The sequence below is a fragment of the Streptomyces hesseae genome (genome assembly GCF_031845785.1).
GTDB classification, from domain to species: domain Bacteria; phylum Actinomycetota; class Actinomycetes; order Streptomycetales; family Streptomycetaceae; genus Streptomyces; species Streptomyces hesseae.
Genome location: NZ_JAVRFI010000013.1, coordinates 19,239 through 36,125 on the forward strand (window position 1 = coordinate 19,239; position 16,887 = coordinate 36,125).

A 16,887-nucleotide genomic window follows, 5' to 3' on the forward strand; every position below is an offset into this window, starting at 1 on the left:
AGTGGTGGTACTGTGCGCGCTTCCCTGATCCAGTTCGAAGTCGATCCGTTCGAACCGGTCGCCGCGCGCCGCGAGCGCGCCGCCGGACTCGTCCGGTCGCTGGGCGACAGCGATCTCGTGGTGCTCCCGGAGCTGTGGCCCGTCGGCGCCTTCGCCTTCGAGTCCTTCACCACCGAGGCCGAGCCCCTCGACGGCCCCACGGCCGAGGCCATGGCGGCCGCCGCCCGGGACGCGGGCGTCTGGCTGCACGCGGGCTCGATCGTCGAACGGGCCCCCGACGGAGCCCTGTTCAACACCTCCCTCGTCTTCTCGCCCGACGGCGCGCTCGTCCGCACGTACCGGAAGATCCACCGCTTCGGCTTCGACAAGGGCGAGGCGATCCTGATGAGCGCGGGCACCGAACCCGTCACGGTGCCCCACCCGCAGGCCACGCTGGGCCTGGCGACCTGCTACGACCTGCGCTTCCCCGAGCTGTTCCGGGCCCTGGTCGACGCGGGCTCGCGGCTCTTCGTCGTCCCGGCGGGCTGGCCGGAGCGCCGCCGCGAGCACTGGACCCTGCTCGCCCGCGCGCGGGCCGTGGAGAACCAGTGCTACGTCCTCGCCTGCGGCACGGCGGGCACCCACGCGGGCGTCGAGCAGGCCGGCCACAGCATCGTCGTCGGCCCCTGGGGCGAGGTCCTGGCGGAGGCGGGCGCGGACGAGGAGGTGCTGACCGTCGACCTGGACCCGAAGCGGGTCGACACGGTCCGTGAGGAATTCCCGGCGCTGAAGGACCGCGTCCTGGGGAACGCGCCGCCGAATTAGCACTGCGCAGGCTTCATAGGACGTTAATACTTTCCGATCGCGCCTGTGGAAATCTTTCCGGCCCGATGTTGTTGGATGGACACATGGCTTCCCACGCACGCGTCCGCGCCCCCGAACTCATCGGAAAGGGCGGCTGGCTGAACACGGGCGGCAACGCCCTCACCCTCGCCGATCTGCGGGGCCGCATCGTCATACTCGACTTCTGGACGTTCTGCTGTGTGAACTGCCTCCACGTCCTGGACGAGCTGCGCGAGCTCGAGGAGAAGCACCGCGACACCGTGGTGATCATCGGCGTCCACTCCCCGAAGTTCGTCCACGAGGCCGACCATCAGGCCGTCGTCGACGCCGTCGAGCGCTACGGGGTCCACCACCCCGTCCTCGACGACCCCGAGCTCGCCACCTGGAAGCAGTACGCCGTCCGGGCCTGGCCCACGCTCGTCGTCATCGACCCCGAGGGCTACGTCGTCGCCCAGCACGCCGGCGAGGGCCACGCCCACGCCCTCGCCAAGCTGGTCGAGGAGCTGGAGGCCGCCCACGCCGCCAAGGGCACCCTCCGCCGCGGCGACGGCCCCTATGTCGCCCCCGAGCCCGTCGCGGGCGACCTGCGCTTCCCCGGCAAGGCGCTGCTGCTGCCGGACGGCGGCTTCCTCGTCTCCGACTCCACCCGCCACCGGCTCGTCGAGCTCGCCGCCGACGGCGAGACCGTCGTCCGCCGAATCGGCACCGGCGAGCGCGGCCTCGTCGACGGCCCGGCCGCCACCGCCGCCTTCAGCGAGCCCCAGGGCCTCGCCCTGCTCCCCGACGGCACGGTGATCGTCGCCGACACCGTCAACCACGCGCTGCGCGCCTACGACCCGGCCACCGGCACCGTGACGACCGTCGCCGGCACCGGGAAGCAGTGGTGGCAGGGCTCGCCCACGAGCGGCCCGGCCCGCGAGGTCGACCTCTCCTCCCCCTGGGACGTCGCCTGGTTCGACGACCGCGTCTGGATCGCCATGGCGGGCGTCCACCAGCTGTGGACGTACGACCCGGAGACGGCCACCGTCGAGGTCGCCGCCGGAACGACCAACGAGGGCCTGGTGGACGGCCCCGCCGCCGAGGCCTGGTTCGCCCAGCCGTCCGGGCTCGCGACCTCCGCCGACGGCGAGCGGCTGTGGCTCGCCGACTCGGAGACGTCCGCGCTGCGCTGGATCGACCGTGAGGGCACGGTGCGCACCGCCGTGGGCGCCGGCCTCTTCGACTTCGGCCACCGCGACGGCGACGCCGCCCAGGCCCTCCTCCAGCACCCCCTCGGCGTCACCGCCCTGCCCGACGGCTCGGTGGCCGTCTCCGACACCTACAACCACGCGCTGCGCCGCTTCGACCCGGCGACGGGCGAGGTGTCGACGCTGGCCACGGATCTGCGGGAACCCTCGGACGCCGTCCTCGTCGGCGAGGACATCGTCGTGGTCGAGTCCGCCCGGCACCGGCTGACGCGGCTGCGGCTGCCGGAGGAGGCGGTGCGGGTGGAGTCCGTCGCCCACCGCACCCGGCGCGAGGCCACGGAGATCGCCCCGGGCACGCTGCGGCTGGACGTGGTCTTCCAGGCGCCCGCCGGGCAGAAGCTCGACACCCGCTACGGGCCGTCGACGCGGCTGCTGGTCAGCTCCACCCCGCCGGAGCTCCTCGCGGAGGGCGCCGGGAAGGGCACGGACCTCGTCCGTGAGCTGCGGCTCGCGGACGGGGTGACCGAGGGCGTCCTCCACGTCTCGGCGATGGCGGCGTCGTGCGATGACGACCCGGCGAACGAGTACCCGGCGTGCCATGTCCACCAGCAGGACTGGGGCGTCCCCGTGCGGGTGGTCGCCGGCGGCGCGGACCGGCTGCCGCTGGTGCTGGCGGGGCTGGACGCGTAGCGGGGCTCGGTGTGCCCTGTGTCCCCCGGCCGTCAGTCGTCAGCCGGGGGCACCGGGATCACCACTTCAGCGCGGCGTCCTCCGCGTCGACCCAGTACGTCGTGCGCGCCGAGTCGTCCACGTGCAGCGATCCGCCCGGCGCGGCCGCCGAGGACGGGTCACCCGCGAGGGGGTCGCCGCCCGGGGTCTGGAAGGTGACCGACAGCTGCTTGGCGTCCCGGCCGGTGCCGCCCGAGCCGTCCGCGGCGGAGGCCAGCACCCCGGCGTAGGCCGACTTGCCCGGGGCGATCGTGACTTTGCCCTTCGGCTTGCTCTCCTCGACCGCGATCGCCGTGGCCTGGTCCTGGTCGAAGCGCAGGAACGGGAAGCCATAGGCGGTGCAGGGCGACTTGGAGGTGTTGGTCGCCACCAGCAGGACGTGGTTGACGGGCGACTTCACCGCCTTCGCCTCGATCTTCACGGTGCCGGGGCCGCAGGCGTCGCCCTTCTCCTGCTCCTGGCCGTTCTCGTCGTCCGAGGTGGTCTCCCCGCCCTCGTCGTTCCCACCGGTGGCGGCGTCGGCCGTGACCTGCTCGTCCTTGGCCGCCTTGCCCTCCTCGCCGTCCGAGCCGCCACAAGCGGTGAGCGTGAGGGCGGCCGTGGCGGTGAGCGCGGCGACGGCGATCCGCAGGGTGCGGGTGGTCATGGTGCTTCCCCCGGGGGGTGGGACGGACGTATGACGTGTGAAGGCTGTATATCAGCCCTCGGTAGCGGCCATCGAGAACGATCAATCAAGAACGATCAGTCGGCGATCATCCTTCAAGGAAAGCGGTCAGCGCGGCGGCGAGAAGATGGGGGTCCTCGGCGCCGCAGAGCTCGCGAGCGGAGTGCATCGAGAGAATCGCCACACCGATGTCGACCGTGGAGATGCCGTGCCGCGCCGCGGTGATCGGGCCGATGGTGGTGCCGCAGGCCACGGCGTTGTTGGAGACGAAGTGCTGCCACGGCACCCCGGCCCGCTCGCAGGCGGCGGCGAAGACGGCCCGTCCGGCGCCGTCGGTGGCGTAGCGCTGGTTGACGTTGACCTTGAGGATCGGGCCGCCGTTGGGCATCGGGTGGTGGCCCGGGTCGTGACGCTCGGAGTAGTTGGGGTGCACGGCGTGGCCGGTGTCGGAGGACAGACAGATGGTGCCGGCGAAGGCGCGGGCCCGGTCCTCGAACGTACCGCCGCGGGCGAAGACCGAGCGCTCCAGGACGTTTCCGAGCAGCGGGCCCTCGGCGCCGGTGTCGGACTGGCTGCCGTTCTCCTCGTGGTCGAAGGCGGCCAGCACGGGGATGTACGGCAGGCTCGCGGAGGAGGACGCGGCGACGAGAGCGGCGATGCCGGCGTGCACGGACAGCAGATTGTCCATGCGCGGGCCGGCCAGCAGCTCGCTGTCACGGCCGAGGTAGGCGGGCGCCTCGACACTGTGCAGCATCAGGTCCCAGCCGCCGATCTCATCGGCCGCGACGCCGGTCTCCTCGGCGACGAAGCGGATCAGATCGCCCTGGCCCACCTCGCCGAGGCCCCAGATGGGGGTCATGTGGCGCTGCTTGTCGAGCTTGAGGCCGTCCTGGTTGACCCCGCGGTCGAGGTGGATGGCGAGCTGGGGGACGCGCATGAGCGGCCGGTCGACGTTGACGAGCCGGTGGCTGCCGTCGCGCAGGGTGATCCGGCCGGAGAGGCCGAGGTCGCGGTCGAGCCAGGTGTTGAGCAGCGTGCCGCCGTAGAGCTCGACGGCCACCTGCCGCCAGCCGTGCGAGGACGTGTCGGGCAGGGGCTTGATCCGCAGGTTGGGGGAGTCGGTGTGCGCGCCGATGACGCGGAACGGGGTGGCGGCGGTGGCCCCTTCGGGCACGTACCAGGCGATGACGGCGCCGCCGCGGCGCACGTACATCCCGCCGGTGCGACCGTCCCAGGCGTCGGTCTCCACGACCTCGCGGAAACCGGCCTTCTCCAGCCGCTCGGCGGTGTTGGCCACCGCGTGGTACGGCGAGGGGCTGGCCGCGAGGAAGGACATCAGGTCGTCGGTGTGGCCGCGGTCGAAGCGGTGCGCAGAGCTCATAAGCCTCAGGATAAGGATCAGGGCAAGCGCCGGGCGGCCCTTTCGGGCGCCCGGCACCTGCCCTTTGACGATGCGGGAGGAACGGCCCGCGAGGGCCGTGGACGAGTCCTAGAAGGCGGCCTCGTCCAGCTCCATCAGGGACTGGTCGACGGACTCGGCGAGCGTGCGCTCGACGGCCAGCGCCGGCAGGACCGTGTGGGCGAAGAACTTCGCCGCGGCGATCTTGCCCTCGTAGAACGACTTGTCCTTGGTCGAGGCGTTCGGCAGCTTCTCGGCCGCCACGGCCGCGCCCTTGAGGAGGAGGTAGGCGACGACGACGTCACCGGAGGCCATCAGCAGGCGGGTGGTGTTCAGGCCCACCTTGTAGATGGACTTGACGTCCTTCTCGGTGGCGGCGAGGTCGGTCAGCATGGCGCCGACGATGCCCTCCAGGTCCACCGCGGCCGTGGCGAGCTTCTCGCGGGCGTCGGCGAGCTCCTCGCCGCCGGCGGCCTCGGCGAGGAACTTCTTGATCTCCTCGGAGAGGGTGGTGAGCGCCTGGCCCTGGTCACGGACGATCTTCCGGAAGAAGAAGTCCTGGCCCTGGATGGCGGTGGTGCCCTCGTAGAGGGTGTCGATCTTGGCGTCCCGGATGTACTGCTCGATCGGGTACTCCTGGAGGTACCCGGAGCCGCCGAAGGTCTGGAGCGACTCGTGGGAGAGCAGCTCGTAGGACTTCTCCGAGCCGTAGCCCTTGACGATGGGCAGCAGCAGGTCGTTGAGGCCGTGGAGGGCCTTGGCGTCCTCGCCCGCGGCCTCCTTGACGGCGATCTCGTCCTGGACGGTCGCGGTGTAGAGGACGAGGGCGCGCATGCCCTCCGCGTACGCCTTCTGGGTCATCAGCGAGCGGCGCACGTCGGGGTGGTGGGTGATGGTGACCTTGGGCGCGGACTTGTCCATGAAGTTCGCCAGGTCCGTGCCCTGCACGCGCTCCTTGGCGTACTCCAGCGCGTTGAGGTAGCCGGTGGAGAGGGTGGCGATGGCCTTCGTGCCGACCATCATCCGGGCGAACTCGATGATCATGAACATCTGGCGGATGCCGTCGTGCTTGTCACCGATGAGCCAGCCCTTGGCGGGGTGCTTGTCGCCGAAGGTCATCTCGCAGGTGTTGGAGGCCTTCAGGCCCATCTTGTGCTCGACGTTGGTGGCGTAGACGCCGTTGCGCTCGCCCAGCTCGCCGGTCTCGAAGTCGAACTCGTACTTCGGCACGAGGAAGAGGGAGAGGCCCTTGGTGCCGGGGCCGGCGCCCTCGGGGCGGGCGAGAACGTAGTGGAGGATGTTCTCCGCCATGTCGTGCTCACCCGAGGTGATGAAGCGCTTGACGCCCTCGATGTGCCAGGAGCCGTCCTCCTGCTGGACGGCCTTGGTGCGGCCGGCGCCCACGTCCGAGCCGGCGTCCGGCTCGGTGAGGACCATGGTGGAGCCCCACTGCTTCTCCACCGCGATCTTCGCGATGTGCTTCTGCTGCTCGGTGCCCTCGTCGAAGAGGATGCCCGCGAACGCGGGGCCCGAGGAGTACATCCAGATGGCGGGGTTGGAGCCGAGGATCGCCTCCGCGTACGCCCAGATCAGGGAGCGCGGCGCGGTGGTGCCGCCGATCTCCTCCTGGATGCCCAGGCGCCACCACTCGGCGTCCATGAACGCCTTGTAGCTCTTCTTGAAAGAGGCCGGGATCGGGGCCGTGTTGGTCTCCGGGTCGAAGACCGGAGGGTTGCGGTCGGTGTCCGCGAAGGACTCCGCCAGCTCGTTCTCCGACAGCCGGGTGATCTCCGACAGGACGCTCTTCGCGGTCTCGACGTCCATCTCCGCGAACGGGCCGGAGCCGTACGCCTTGTCGCGGCCGAGGACCTCGAAGAGGTTGAACTCGATGTCGCGAAGATTCGACTTGTAGTGGCCCATGACAGACGGCTCCGTAAGGGACGGGAGGGACGATCCTCTGTGCGTACCGGTCAGTAAGCAGCATGATGCTACCCACCGGTAATAAGAAGCAAGACCTGATCGGCCAACTGTGACCCGTACGACCCTCTAGGCTTTGGAGTCATGTACGGCTACGACCAGAACGCGGCACAGCAGGGCTACGCGCCCCCGCAGCAGCCCGGGGGCTACGGCGAGCAGCCGCTGTACCCCGAGCCGTCGCCCCCGTCGCTCGCCGACGCGGTACGGGCCTTCACCACGGGCCAGATGTCCGCCGAGGACTTCCAGACGGTCTTCTCGAACTCCAAGGTCTACTGCCCGCGCGGCGAGAACCCCGGCTTCCTGGCGCTGCACAACACCCAGCAGCCGGTGATCCCGATGTTCACCTCGCTGAAGGAGCTGCGGCGGTACGCGGGCAAGGAGTCCAAGTACTTCGTCATCACCGGCGCCGAGGTCCTGGACCTGCTGCCGACCGGCTACGGCTTCGTCCTCGACATGGAGGGCGACCACCGCATGGTCTTCGACGCGAAGTCGGTGGAGCAGATGGTCGACTTCGCGATGCGGCGGATGTACGGCTGAGGCGTGCGGGGCTGAGGCCTACGCGCGCGTCGCGCGCTCGTACAGCCGCTTGACGGCGGGCCCGAAGTACGACGCGTACGACGTCTCCTCGTCGCCGCCCTCGTCCTTCCCGCCGAGGACACCGACCAGCGTCCCCAGCCCCGTCCCCGGGTCCACGTCCGTGAGGAACGGGCTGCCGCTCGTCCCGTTCGGCAGGCCCTCGCAGTCGAAGCGCAGCTGGGTGTCGCCCTCGCCCTCCGTCGAGTTCCGGCAGGACACGGGCCGCTCGTCGTCGTTCGGGTAGCCCAGCACCTGGGTGAGCCGCTCGCGCGGCGGGTCGAAGCGCACCCGCTCCGCCCCCGTCACCCGCTCGACGGGGGAGCCGCCCTCCGCCGGGCGGACGCGCAGGAACGCCACGTCGTGGTCCGGGTCCCGGTCCGCCGCCCACTCCGGGTCGACGTCGATGGAGGTCGGCACCCACACCCCGTAGGGAGCCGTGCCGTCCTTGTAGCCCGGGACGAAGGCGAGGTCGGTGCGGAAGCCGTCCATGTACACGCAGTGCGCGGCGGTGACGACCAGGTCGCCCGCCGGGCTGTGCACCACGCTCGCGGTGCAGCCGTGGGCCGGTTCGCTCTCGGCGGTGTAGAACAGCGGCCCCACGGCGGAGGAGGGGCCCGCCTCGGCGGCGGACGGCGGCTGCGCGGGGGACTCCGGGGCGGCCTCGGCGGGGCCGGCCTGCGGCGGGGCGTTCAGCGGGGCGGGCGCGGCCTGCCGGGCGACGCGCACGACGTCCTTCAGCGCCTTCGCCGCCTCGTCGGCCGCCGCCTTCGACTGTCTGTAGTGCCCGGTCGCGTCGCCGGTGGCCAGCGGCGCGTCCGCGGCCGGACCGCTGGTCGCCACAAAGAGCCCCAGGGCGACGAGGGCCAGCGCTGCGGCGGTGACGAGAGCGGCGTGAGTCGGGCGCATTGATCAAGTGTCCCTCTTCCGGGAATGAACGCTCCTTGCCAGTGGTTCACTATTCAACTAACTTGGAACCGCACCCCAGCCGAGGAGGCAGCCATGCCCGCCGTGACCGTAGAGAACCCGCTGACCCTGCCCCGTGTGGCCACACCCGCCGGGGACGTGGCGCGGCGCCCGGTGCTGTACGTCGGCACCGCCCCCGGCGGCTTCGAGGGGGAGGGCTTCCCCGTCCGCCGGGCCTTCGCGGGGATCGACTACCGCTACCTGGACCCGTTCATCATGATGGACCAGATGGGCGAGGTGGAATACGCCCCGGGCGAGCCCAAGGGCACCCCGTGGCACCCTCACCGCGGCTTCGAGACCGTCACCTACCTGATCGACGGAACGTTTGTGCACCGTGACTCCCACGGGGGCGGCGGAACGATCAGCGACGGCGACACCCAGTGGATGACCGCCGGGTCGGGGCTGCTGCACATCGAGGCGCCGCCGGAGTCGCTGGTCGTCAGCGGCGGGCTCTTCCACGGCCTCCAGCTGTGGGTGAACCTGCCGAAGAAGGACAAGATGATGCCGCCCCGCTACCAGGACATCGGCGGCGGCAAGGTCACGCTGCTCACCTCCGCCGACGGCGGGGCGGTGATCCGTGTGATCGCGGGCGAGATCGACGGCCACCGGGGGCCGGGGATCACCCACACGCCCATCACGATGACCCACATCTCCCTCAGCCCCGGCGCCGAGCTCACCCTGCCCTGGCGCCCGGACTTCAACGCCCTGGCCTACGGCCTCGCCGGCCGCGGCACCGCGGGCGCGGAGGGACGGCCGTTCCGCACGGGCCAGACCGTGGTCTTCGGCGACGGGGACGCGCTCACCCTCCGGGCGGACGCGAGCCAGGAGTCGCGCAGCCCGAACTTCGAGGTGGTCCTGCTGGGCGGGCAGCCGATCCGTGAGCCGATGCGGCACTACGGCCCGTTCGTGATGAACTCCGACGCCGAGCTCGCCCAGGCCTTCGAGGACTTCCGGGCCGGCCGGCTGGGGACAGTCCCGGCGGTCTGAGCGGACCCCACGTCCGGGAACCCCGGCGCCAGTCGAGTGGTGCCGGGGTTCCGGCGGGCGCAGGGTGGAAATGGGGGTGGGTGTTACCAGCGGAATCCTCCAGAAACGGAGGCCCGGTCATGCCGATCAGGCCCTATGGCGTACTGGCGGCTCGTGCCACCGACCGACATCGGGAGGGTGGCACCCAGACGCCGCACTACCAGCTCTTCCTCAAGGACAACGCCGGCGCCTCCTACCAGGTGCCCGTGAACGTCCTGTCCAAAGTGGCCCCGTCCGAGCTGCTGTTCCTGGCGGACGACGACTTCCGTCACCCGGTGACACAGCTCCTGCCGCCTGCGGGCAGCGGCTGGACCCCGCTCGCCTCGCAGGCGGGCTCGGGCGCCCTCGACTTCGTCCGCGGCAATCTCTTCGATCACACCCGGATGCGCCCGCTGCCGCCGGACCGCCCCGGCATGGACAACGACCTCTCCGACTTCCTGGACCACTACGCCGAGCGCGCCATCGCCGACCCCACGGTGGCCGTCTACGCCTTCGGCCAGGGCTTCGGGCCCCACCGCTCCCTCCTCTCCAGGGTCTTCCGGTTCCGGTCCGCGGCGAGCGGCCCCGCCGTCATCGGCGTCCACGACATCCATATGAACCAGGGCAACGTCGAGCCGTTCGTCCCCGACGACGGCGTCTGGCAGGACGGCGGGCTGCTGTTCCACGTGACCGCGGAGGACCGCTGGGTGGGGGTCTTCCTGGCCTTCCAGTCGCAGGCGTGGCACACCGACGACACCACGGGGCACACCCTGCGCACAGCGGACGGCGCGCCGCTGCCGGCCGGGGAACGCGCGGCCCCCTTGCGCATCGTGGCCGCCCGCGTCGGCCCGGCGCGCCCGGGGCAGGGCGCCGAGTCCGTCACGCTGCTCAACGCCTCTCCCGACCCCGTCGACATGGGCGGCTGGCGGCTCGCCGACGGCCGGGGACACCTCCGCCCGCTCCCCACGGAATCCCTCGCCTCCGGGACGACCGTCACCGTCGCGGGAGGCAACGGATTCCGGCTCGGCCCGGAGGGGGGAGCGGTCACCCTGATCGATCCGGCGGGTTTCAAGGTGCACGGCGTCGCCTACACCCGCGATCAGGTCCGTGGGGCCGGGTGGACGACGACGTTCTGAACCCCGCCTACGTCACGCCTTCGAACTGCGCCTCCACGCCGGCGGCGGCCTCGTACAGCTCGAACCAGATGTTCTTGCCCTCGCCCCGGGGGTCGACGCCCCAGGCCCCCGCCAGCAGCTCCATCAGCACCAGGCCGCGGCCCGAGGAGGCCATCTCCCCGGGGTGCCGGCGGTGGGGCAGCTCGTCGCTGGAGTCCGCGACGTCGACCCGGATGCAGCGGGTGCCGCGCTCGCCCGATATCTCGGCGATCAGCAGCGCGTCGCCGTCCGTGTGGACGAGGACGTTCGTCACCATCTCGGAGACCATCAGCACCGCCGAGTCGGTCTGGTCCGGATCCGGCCAGTCGTGCATGAGCTCGCGGATCTGCTGCCGGGCCTGCGCGATCCGCTCCGGCTCGGCCTGGGCGATGGTCATCACCGTGCGGCGCGGCGGATGCGGCAGCGCCCCCGGCGCCGCGCCCTCCAGTACGGCGGCCGGGACCGTGCGGCGGAGCAGCAGCAGGGCGATGTCGTCCTCGCGGCGGTCGATGAGCGGCCCGGTCGTGTAGTGCGAGGGCGGCCCGTGGACGGCCTGGACGAGCGCGTCGGCGAGCTTCTCCAGGTCGCCGTCCGCGTCCAGGGCGTGGCCCTCGACGGTCTGCCGCAGCCGGGCCATGCCGGACTCCAGGTCGTGGCCGCCGGTCTCGATGAGCCCGTCGGTGAAGACGAGCATGGTCTCGCCGGGCTCCAGGACGATCCGGGTGGTGGGGTAGTCCGTGTCGGGGATGATCCCCAGCGGCAGCCCGCCCGCCGTGGGCCGTACCAGCAGGGTGCCGTCGCTGAGCCGGATCGCCGGGTCGGGGTGGCCGGCCCGCGCGATCACCAGCAGTCCGCTGGAGGGACACACCTCGATGTAGAGGCAGGTGGCGAAGCGCTGCTCGTCGCCCGTGTCGCCGGTGCCGTTGATGCCGGCCAGGAAGCGGGAGGCGCGGGAGAGCACCGCGTCGGGGTGGTGGCCCTCGGAGGCGTACGCGCGCAGCGCGATCCGCAGCTGGCCCATGAGCCCGGCGGCCTTCACGTCATGGCCCTGGACGTCGCCGATGACCAGGGCGATCTTGCCGTTGGGCAGCGGGATCATGTCGTACCAGTCGCCGCCGACCTCCAGGCCGCCGCCGGTGGGCACATAGCGGGCGGCCACGGCCATGCCCGGGATGTCGGGCTGGACGGTGGGGAGCATCGAGCGCTGGAGGCCCACGCTGAGCTCGCGCTCGGACTCGGTGACACTGGCCCGGCCGAGCGCCTGGGCGAGCATCCGGGCGACGGTGGTGAGCACCGAGCGCTCGTCGGGGGTGAAGGCGACGGGGACGCCGAAGCCGGCCATCCAGGCGCCGATGGTGCGGCCCGCGTTGATCAGCGGGAGGAAGGCCCAGGAGGTGCGGCCGAAGTGGGCCACCTTGCGATAGGCCTCGGGGAAGCGCCGCCGGTAGTCGTCGGGCGTGGGCAGATAGACGGCGCGGCCGGTGCGGATGACCTCGGCGGCGGGGTAGGCCGAGTCCAGCGGCTGGTCGAGGAACGGGTCCGCCTCGCCCGGCGCGTAGCCGTGGTGGCCGATCACCCGCACCCGGCCGGCCTCGCCGACGAAGACCGCCAGCCCCGACGGCTCGAACCCCGGCATCGACAGCCCGGCCGCCACCCGCAGCACCTCGGACGTCGAGTGCGCCTCGGCCAGTGCCCGGCCGGCGTCGAGCAGGAACGCCTCGCGGTTGCGGTGCCAGTCGGCGACGATGGGCATCCGGGCCGTCGAGGTGCCCTCCATGGCCTCGGCGATCTCCTCGACGGTGCCGACCATCACGTAGTCGCTGCCGCCCCGGGCCGGCTTGGCGCGCAGCCGTACGGTGCGTAGCGTCTCTCCCTGGTCGTCCACCACGCGCATCCGCAGCTCGCCGAGGGACCCCTCGGCCCCGGAGAGGGCGAGGACGCTGCGGAACTCCAGCCAGTCGACGGCGTGGAAGCGGGCGCGGATGGCACCCTCGGTCAGCGGGGCGTGCTCGGCCAGCGCCAGCAGTCGCCTGGCCTCGGCGTCGAGGGTGACGGCTCCGGCGGCGTTGTCCCAGCACCACAGGCCGGTCGCCACGGTGGCCAGGACGTCCTCGGTGCGCATTGCCCCACCTTATGCAGGTATGCACAGGGGAGACCACCGATGCCGGGTGGGGCAGTACCCTTGCTTGGTGCTGTATGCACTGTGCGGCGCACCTTAGACCAACGCCCTCGACCACGACTTGGATGAACGATGCATCGGTACCGGTCCCACAACTGCGGCGAGCTCCGTGCGGCTGACGTCGACACCGACGTCCGTCTGAGTGGCTGGCTGCACAATCGGCGCGACCTGGGCGGCATCCTCTTCATCGATCTCCGTGACCACCACGGCATCACCCAGCTGGTGGCCCGCCCCGGCACCCAGGCGAACGAGGCCCTGAGCCACCTCACCAAGGAGACCGTCGTCCGCGTGGACGGCAAGGTCACCAGCCGTGGCGCGGAGAACGTCAACCCCGAGCTGCCCACCGGCGAGGTCGAGGTCGAGGTCACCGAGATCGAGGTGCTGGGCGCCGCCGACCAGATCCCCTTCACCATCAACGCCGAGGACGGGGTGAACGAGGAGCGCCGTCTGGAGTACCGCTTCCTCGACCTGCGCCGCGAGCGCATGCACAGCAACATCATGCTGCGCTCCGCCGTCATCTCCTCCATCCGCGAGAAGATGACGAACCTCGGCTTCAACGAGATGGCCACCCCGATCCTGTCCGCCACCTCCCCCGAGGGCGCGCGCGACTTCCTGGTGCCGTCCCGGCTGCACGCCGGCAAGTTCTACGCGCTGCCGCAGGCTCCCCAGCAGTTCAAGCAGCTGCTGATGATCGCGGGCTTCGACCGCTACTTCCAGATCGCGCCCTGCTTCCGCGACGAGGACGCCCGCGCCGACCGCTCGCCGGGCGAGTTCTACCAGCTCGACATGGAGATGTCCTTCGTCGAGCAGGAGGACGTCTTCCAGGTGATCGAGAAGGTCATGACCGACCTCTTCGAGGAGTTCGGCAACGGCCGCCACGTCACCTCGCCCTTCCCGCGCATCCCGTTCCGCCAGGCGATGCTGAAGTACGGCTCCGACAAGCCGGACCTGCGCGCCAAGCTGGAGCTCGTCGACGTCTCGGACGTCTTCGAGGGCTCGGAGTTCAAGGCCTTCGCGGGCAAGCACGTCCGCGCCCTGGCCGTGCCGGACGTCCAGGACCAGACGCGCAAGTTCTTCGACGGCCTCGGCGACTACGCGGTCGAGCAGGGCGCGAAGGGCCTGGCCTGGGTCCGCGTCGGCGAGGGCGACGTCCTCACCGGCCCGATCGCCAAGTTCCTCACCGCGGAGAACGTCAAGGCCCTCGTCGAGCGCCTCGGCCTCACCCCGGGCCACGCCGTCTTCTTCGGCGCCGGCGAGTTCGACGAGGTCTCCAAGATCATGGGCGCCGTGCGCGTCGAGGCCGCCAAGCGCGCCGGCCAGTTCGAGGAGAACGTCTTCCGGTTCTGCTGGATCGTCGACTTCCCGATGTTCGAGAAGGACGAGGAGACCGGCAAGATCGAGTTCTCCCACAACCCGTTCTCCATGCCCCAGGGCGGCCTGGAGGCGCTGAACACGATGGACCCGCTGGACATCCTGGCCTGGCAGTACGACATCGTCTGCAACGGCACCGAGCTGTCCTCCGGCGCCATCCGTAACCACGAGCCCGAGGTCATGTACAAGGCCTTCGAGATCGCCGGTTACAGCAACGAGGAGGTCGAGCAGGAGTTCGGCGGCATGCTGCGCGCCTTCAAGTTCGGCGCCCCGCCGCACGGCGGCATCGCCCCGGGCATCGACCGCATCGTGATGCTGCTGGCCGACGAGCCGAACATCCGCGAGACCATCGCCTTCCCGCTCAACGGCAACGCCCAGGACCTCCTGATGGGCGCCCCGAGCGAGGTCGACGAGTCCCGCCTGAAGGAGCTCCACCTGTCGATCCGCAAGCCGCAGACCCAGGTGAAGTAACACCTTCCGCTTCCGCGAACGCCGCAGGGCGGGCTCGACATCGAGCCCGCCCTGCGGCGTTTCGCTGTCTCGCGGCGGTGGTCAGACCAGGGCGGCGGATATCGGCTCTCTGGGGCAGCAGCCCGCCGCCTGGTGCACCGCCCGCGACAACCGGCCCGGAGTGAGCCGCTCCCCCCACAGGACGGAGCGCACGCCGTACTCCGACACGGCCATCAGCTCGGTCTCGCCGAGCTCGTCGGCGATCACCACAAGGGGCGCGTCCCCGGCCCGGGCCAGTCTGCGCAGCTTCTCCGGGGCGTCGGTGTCGTACCGCCCCATCAGCAGGATGTCGACCGCCGGCGCCTTGCTGACGACGTCGACACCGGGGAGCGACCGGAGCTGCCGGACGATCCGGTGCCGGCCGATCTCGTCGGCGGAATGAACGTTTACGGTGATGGACTTCTCGAACACATGGTGAAGCCTCCCGGAGCGGGCTGAACGAACGATTGTCGAACGATCAACGCGCGTATAGCGCACGGAGGCCCGGCACCGCGAGAGCGGTTCCGGGCCTCCGTCAGCCGGTGTCCGTCAGATTCAGACGGCGTTCTCGCCGCCGCCGAAGCGCTCGCGGTACGCCGCCAGGTCGTCCTCGGTGATCTTCGCGAAGAGCACCGGCGGCACGGTGAACGCGGTGCCCGCCGGGACGAAGGTCAGCGAGCGGGCCTCGTCCTGCGTGACCCAGGTGGCGTTGTCACCCTCCAGCTGGAAGGCCGAGTGCATGGCGGCCGCCGAGGCCGGGATGAAGGGCTCGGAGACGATCGCGTACAGGTGGATGAGGTTCATCGCCGTACGCAGCGTCAGCGCGGCGCCCTCGGGGTTGGTCTTGATCTCCAGCCAGGGGGCCTTGGTCTCCAGGTAGGAGTTGCCCGCGCTCCACAGGGCGCGCAGCGCCTGCGCGGCCTTGCGGAACTGGAGCTCCTCCATGTGCCGCTCGTACTCCGCGAGCAGCTCGGCGATCTGGTGGCCCAGCTGCGCCTCGGCCTCGCCCTCCTCCAGACCGGCCGGGACCTCGTCGCCGAACCGCTTGCGGGAGAAGGACAGGACGCGGTTGACGAAGTTGCCCAGGGTGTCGGCGAGGTCCTTGTTGACCGTCGCGGCGAAGTGCTCCCAGGTGAAGGACGAGTCGTCGGACTCCGGGGCGTTCGCGATCAGGAAGTAGCGCCAGTAGTCGGCGGGGAGCACCTCAAGGGCGGCGTCGGTGAAGATGCCGCGCTTCTGGGAGGTGGAGAACTTGCCGCCGTAGTACGTCAGCCAGTTGAAGGCCTTGACGTAGTCGACCTTCTTCCAGGGCTCACGGGTGCCCAGCTCGGTGGCGGGGAACATCACCGTGTGGAACGGGACGTTGTCCTTGGCCATGAACTGGGTGTAGCGGACGTCCTCGGCCTCGTACCACCAGGACTTCCAGTCGCGGTTCTCCGGGTCCGCCTGCGCCCACTCCTTGGTGGCGCCGATGTACTCGACGGGCGCGTCGAACCAGACGTAGAAGACCTTGCCCTCGGCGGCCAGCTCCGGCCAGGTGTCCGCCGGGACCGGGACGCCCCAGTCCAGGTCCCGGGTGATGGCGCGGTCGTTGAGGCCCTCGGTCAGCCACTTGCGGGCGATGGAGGACGCCAGCACCGGCCAGTCCTTGCCGTGCTCCTCGATCCAGGCCTCGACCTCGCCCTGGAGCTTCGACTGGAGGAGGAAGAGGTGCTTGGTCTCGCGCACCTCCAGGTCGCTGCTGCCGCTGATGGCCGAGCGGGCGTCGATCAGGTCGGTGGGGTCGAGGACACGGGTGCAGTTCTCGCACTGGTCGCCGCGCGCCTTGTCGTAGCCGCAGTGCGGGCAGGTGCCGACGATGTAGCGGTCGGGGAGGAAACGGCCGTCGGCCAGGGAGTAGACCTGGCGGATCGACCGCTCCTCGATGAACCCGTTCTCCTGGAGCCGGCGCGCGAAGTGCTGGGTGATCTCGCGGTTCTCCGGCGAGGAGCTGCGGCCGAAGTAGTCGAAGGACAGCCCGAAGCCGTCGTAGATCGCCTTCTGCGCGTCGTGCTGCTGGGCGCAGAAGGTGTCGACGGGCAGCCCCGCCTCCTTGGCCGCCAGCTCGGCGGGCGTGCCGTGCTCGTCGGTGGCGCAGATGTACAGGGCCTCGCGGCCGGTCTGCCGCAGGAAGCGCGCGTACACATCGGCCGGGAGCATGGACCCCACCATGTTGCCCAGGTGCTTGATCCCGTTGATGTACGGAAGGGCGCTGGTGATGAGGTGTCGAGCCATTGCGGCTGCTCCCTGGTCGCTGTGTGTCAAAGGCTTGTGCACCTTTAGCGTATCCGAGCGCCAGAGGGGGGCCGCGCTGCTTTTATGACGGCTGTGTC

Annotated in this window: 13 protein-coding genes; 6 read left to right on the forward strand and 7 right to left on the reverse strand. The window is 70.8% G+C overall.

The genetic code is table 11. The features are described from left to right. The first annotated feature begins 12 nt into the window (after nt 1-12). Both RM609_RS20105 and RM609_RS20110 read left to right on the forward strand, forming a co-directional pair. On the forward strand, nt 13-804 hold the full coding sequence (locus RM609_RS20105; protein WP_311612753.1) for a carbon-nitrogen family hydrolase: 792 nt from the start codon (nt 13-15) through the stop codon (nt 802-804). An 83-nt stretch (nt 805-887) separates the two neighbouring features. Beyond that, nucleotides 888-2,699, forward strand: coding sequence for an NHL domain-containing thioredoxin family protein (locus tag RM609_RS20110; RefSeq protein WP_311612754.1), 1,812 nt, complete (start codon nt 888-890; stop codon nt 2,697-2,699). Nucleotides 2,700-2,757: 58 nt separating this feature from the next. Here RM609_RS20110 and RM609_RS20115 read toward each other — a convergent pair whose 3' ends face one another. The 3 genes from RM609_RS20115 to RM609_RS20125 form a co-directional block, all read right to left on the reverse strand. Continuing rightward, nucleotides 2,758-3,384 (reverse strand): DUF4232 domain-containing protein, encoded by a 627-nt coding sequence (locus RM609_RS20115; RefSeq protein WP_311612755.1) that lies wholly within the window; start codon nt 3,382-3,384, stop codon nt 2,758-2,760. Nucleotides 3,385-3,490: 106 nt separating this feature from the next. After that, nucleotides 3,491-4,783 carry a M18 family aminopeptidase gene (locus RM609_RS20120; RefSeq protein WP_311612756.1) on the reverse strand — a complete coding sequence of 431 codons (1,293 nt, stop codon included), beginning with the start codon at nt 4,781-4,783 and terminating at the stop codon, nt 3,491-3,493. Nucleotides 4,784-4,891: 108 nt separating this feature from the next. Continuing rightward, entirely contained in the window at nt 4,892-6,721 is a 1,830-nt protein-coding gene (locus RM609_RS20125; protein ID WP_311612757.1) for an acyl-CoA dehydrogenase, read from the reverse strand. A gap of 141 nt (nt 6,722-6,862) precedes the next feature. Between RM609_RS20125 and RM609_RS20130 the strand changes: the two genes are divergently transcribed. Further along, nucleotides 6,863-7,315, forward strand: a complete 453-nt coding sequence (locus RM609_RS20130) for an SseB family protein (RefSeq protein WP_126914970.1) — start codon at nt 6,863-6,865, stop codon at nt 7,313-7,315. A gap of 18 nt (nt 7,316-7,333) precedes the next feature. On the opposite strand, the gene RM609_RS20135 is transcribed toward RM609_RS20130, so the two are convergent. Beyond that, nucleotides 7,334-8,260 (reverse strand): trypsin-like serine peptidase, encoded by a 927-nt coding sequence (locus tag RM609_RS20135; RefSeq protein WP_311612759.1) that lies wholly within the window; start codon nt 8,258-8,260, stop codon nt 7,334-7,336. Nucleotides 8,261-8,353: 93 nt separating this feature from the next. Between RM609_RS20135 and RM609_RS20140 the strand changes: the two genes are divergently transcribed. After that, nucleotides 8,354-9,304, forward strand: a complete 951-nt coding sequence (locus tag RM609_RS20140) for a pirin family protein (RefSeq protein WP_311612761.1) — start codon at nt 8,354-8,356, stop codon at nt 9,302-9,304. 119 nt (nt 9,305-9,423) lie between these two features. Next, nucleotides 9,424-10,458 (forward strand): DUF2278 family protein, encoded by a 1,035-nt coding sequence (locus RM609_RS20145; protein ID WP_311612763.1) that lies wholly within the window; start codon nt 9,424-9,426, stop codon nt 10,456-10,458. Between the two features lie 7 nt (nt 10,459-10,465). Here the strand turns inward: RM609_RS20145 and RM609_RS20150 are convergent, their stop codons facing one another. Continuing rightward, nucleotides 10,466-12,598, reverse strand: a complete 2,133-nt coding sequence (locus tag RM609_RS20150) for an ATP-binding SpoIIE family protein phosphatase (protein WP_311612764.1) — start codon at nt 12,596-12,598, stop codon at nt 10,466-10,468. A gap of 129 nt (nt 12,599-12,727) precedes the next feature. Here RM609_RS20150 and aspS point away from each other — a divergent pair, with 129 nt between their 5' ends. Continuing rightward, a complete protein-coding gene (gene aspS, locus RM609_RS20155; RefSeq protein ID WP_311612766.1) occupies nt 12,728-14,497 on the forward strand; it encodes an aspartate--tRNA ligase in 1,770 nt (589 codons plus the stop codon). An 81-nt stretch (nt 14,498-14,578) separates the two neighbouring features. Here aspS and RM609_RS20160 read toward each other — a convergent pair whose 3' ends face one another. Both RM609_RS20160 and metG read right to left on the reverse strand, forming a co-directional pair. Further along, entirely contained in the window at nt 14,579-14,947 is a 369-nt protein-coding gene (locus RM609_RS20160) for a DNA-binding response regulator (protein WP_311612767.1), read from the reverse strand. 123 nt (nt 14,948-15,070) lie between these two features. Further along, a complete protein-coding gene (gene metG, locus RM609_RS20165; RefSeq protein ID WP_311612768.1) occupies nt 15,071-16,789 on the reverse strand; it encodes a methionine--tRNA ligase in 1,719 nt (572 codons plus the stop codon). Between the last annotated feature and the right edge of the window lie 98 nt (nt 16,790-16,887).

Bases quoted from the DNA above. Each gene is read 5' to 3' on its own strand.
- RM609_RS20110 (WP_311612754.1), top strand. From the start codon at position 888: ATGGCTTCCCACGCACGCGTCCGCGCCCCCGAACTCATCGGAAAGGGC.
- RM609_RS20115 (WP_311612755.1), bottom strand. From the start codon at position 3,384: ATGACCACCCGCACCCTGCGGATCGCCGTCGCCGCGCTCACCGCCACG.
- RM609_RS20120 (WP_311612756.1), bottom strand. From the start codon at position 4,783: ATGAGCTCTGCGCACCGCTTCGACCGCGGCCACACCGACGACCTGATG.
- RM609_RS20125 (WP_311612757.1), bottom strand. From the start codon at position 6,721: ATGGGCCACTACAAGTCGAATCTTCGCGACATCGAGTTCAACCTCTTC.
- RM609_RS20130 (WP_126914970.1), top strand. From the start codon at position 6,863: ATGTACGGCTACGACCAGAACGCGGCACAGCAGGGCTACGCGCCCCCG.
- RM609_RS20135 (WP_311612759.1), bottom strand. From the start codon at position 8,260: ATGCGCCCGACTCACGCCGCTCTCGTCACCGCCGCAGCGCTGGCCCTC.
- RM609_RS20140 (WP_311612761.1), top strand. From the start codon at position 8,354: ATGCCCGCCGTGACCGTAGAGAACCCGCTGACCCTGCCCCGTGTGGCC.
- RM609_RS20145 (WP_311612763.1), top strand. From the start codon at position 9,424: ATGCCGATCAGGCCCTATGGCGTACTGGCGGCTCGTGCCACCGACCGA.
- RM609_RS20150 (WP_311612764.1), bottom strand. From the start codon at position 12,598: ATGCGCACCGAGGACGTCCTGGCCACCGTGGCGACCGGCCTGTGGTGC.
- aspS (WP_311612766.1), top strand. From the start codon at position 12,728: ATGCATCGGTACCGGTCCCACAACTGCGGCGAGCTCCGTGCGGCTGAC.
- metG (WP_311612768.1), bottom strand. From the start codon at position 16,789: ATGGCTCGACACCTCATCACCAGCGCCCTTCCGTACATCAACGGGATC.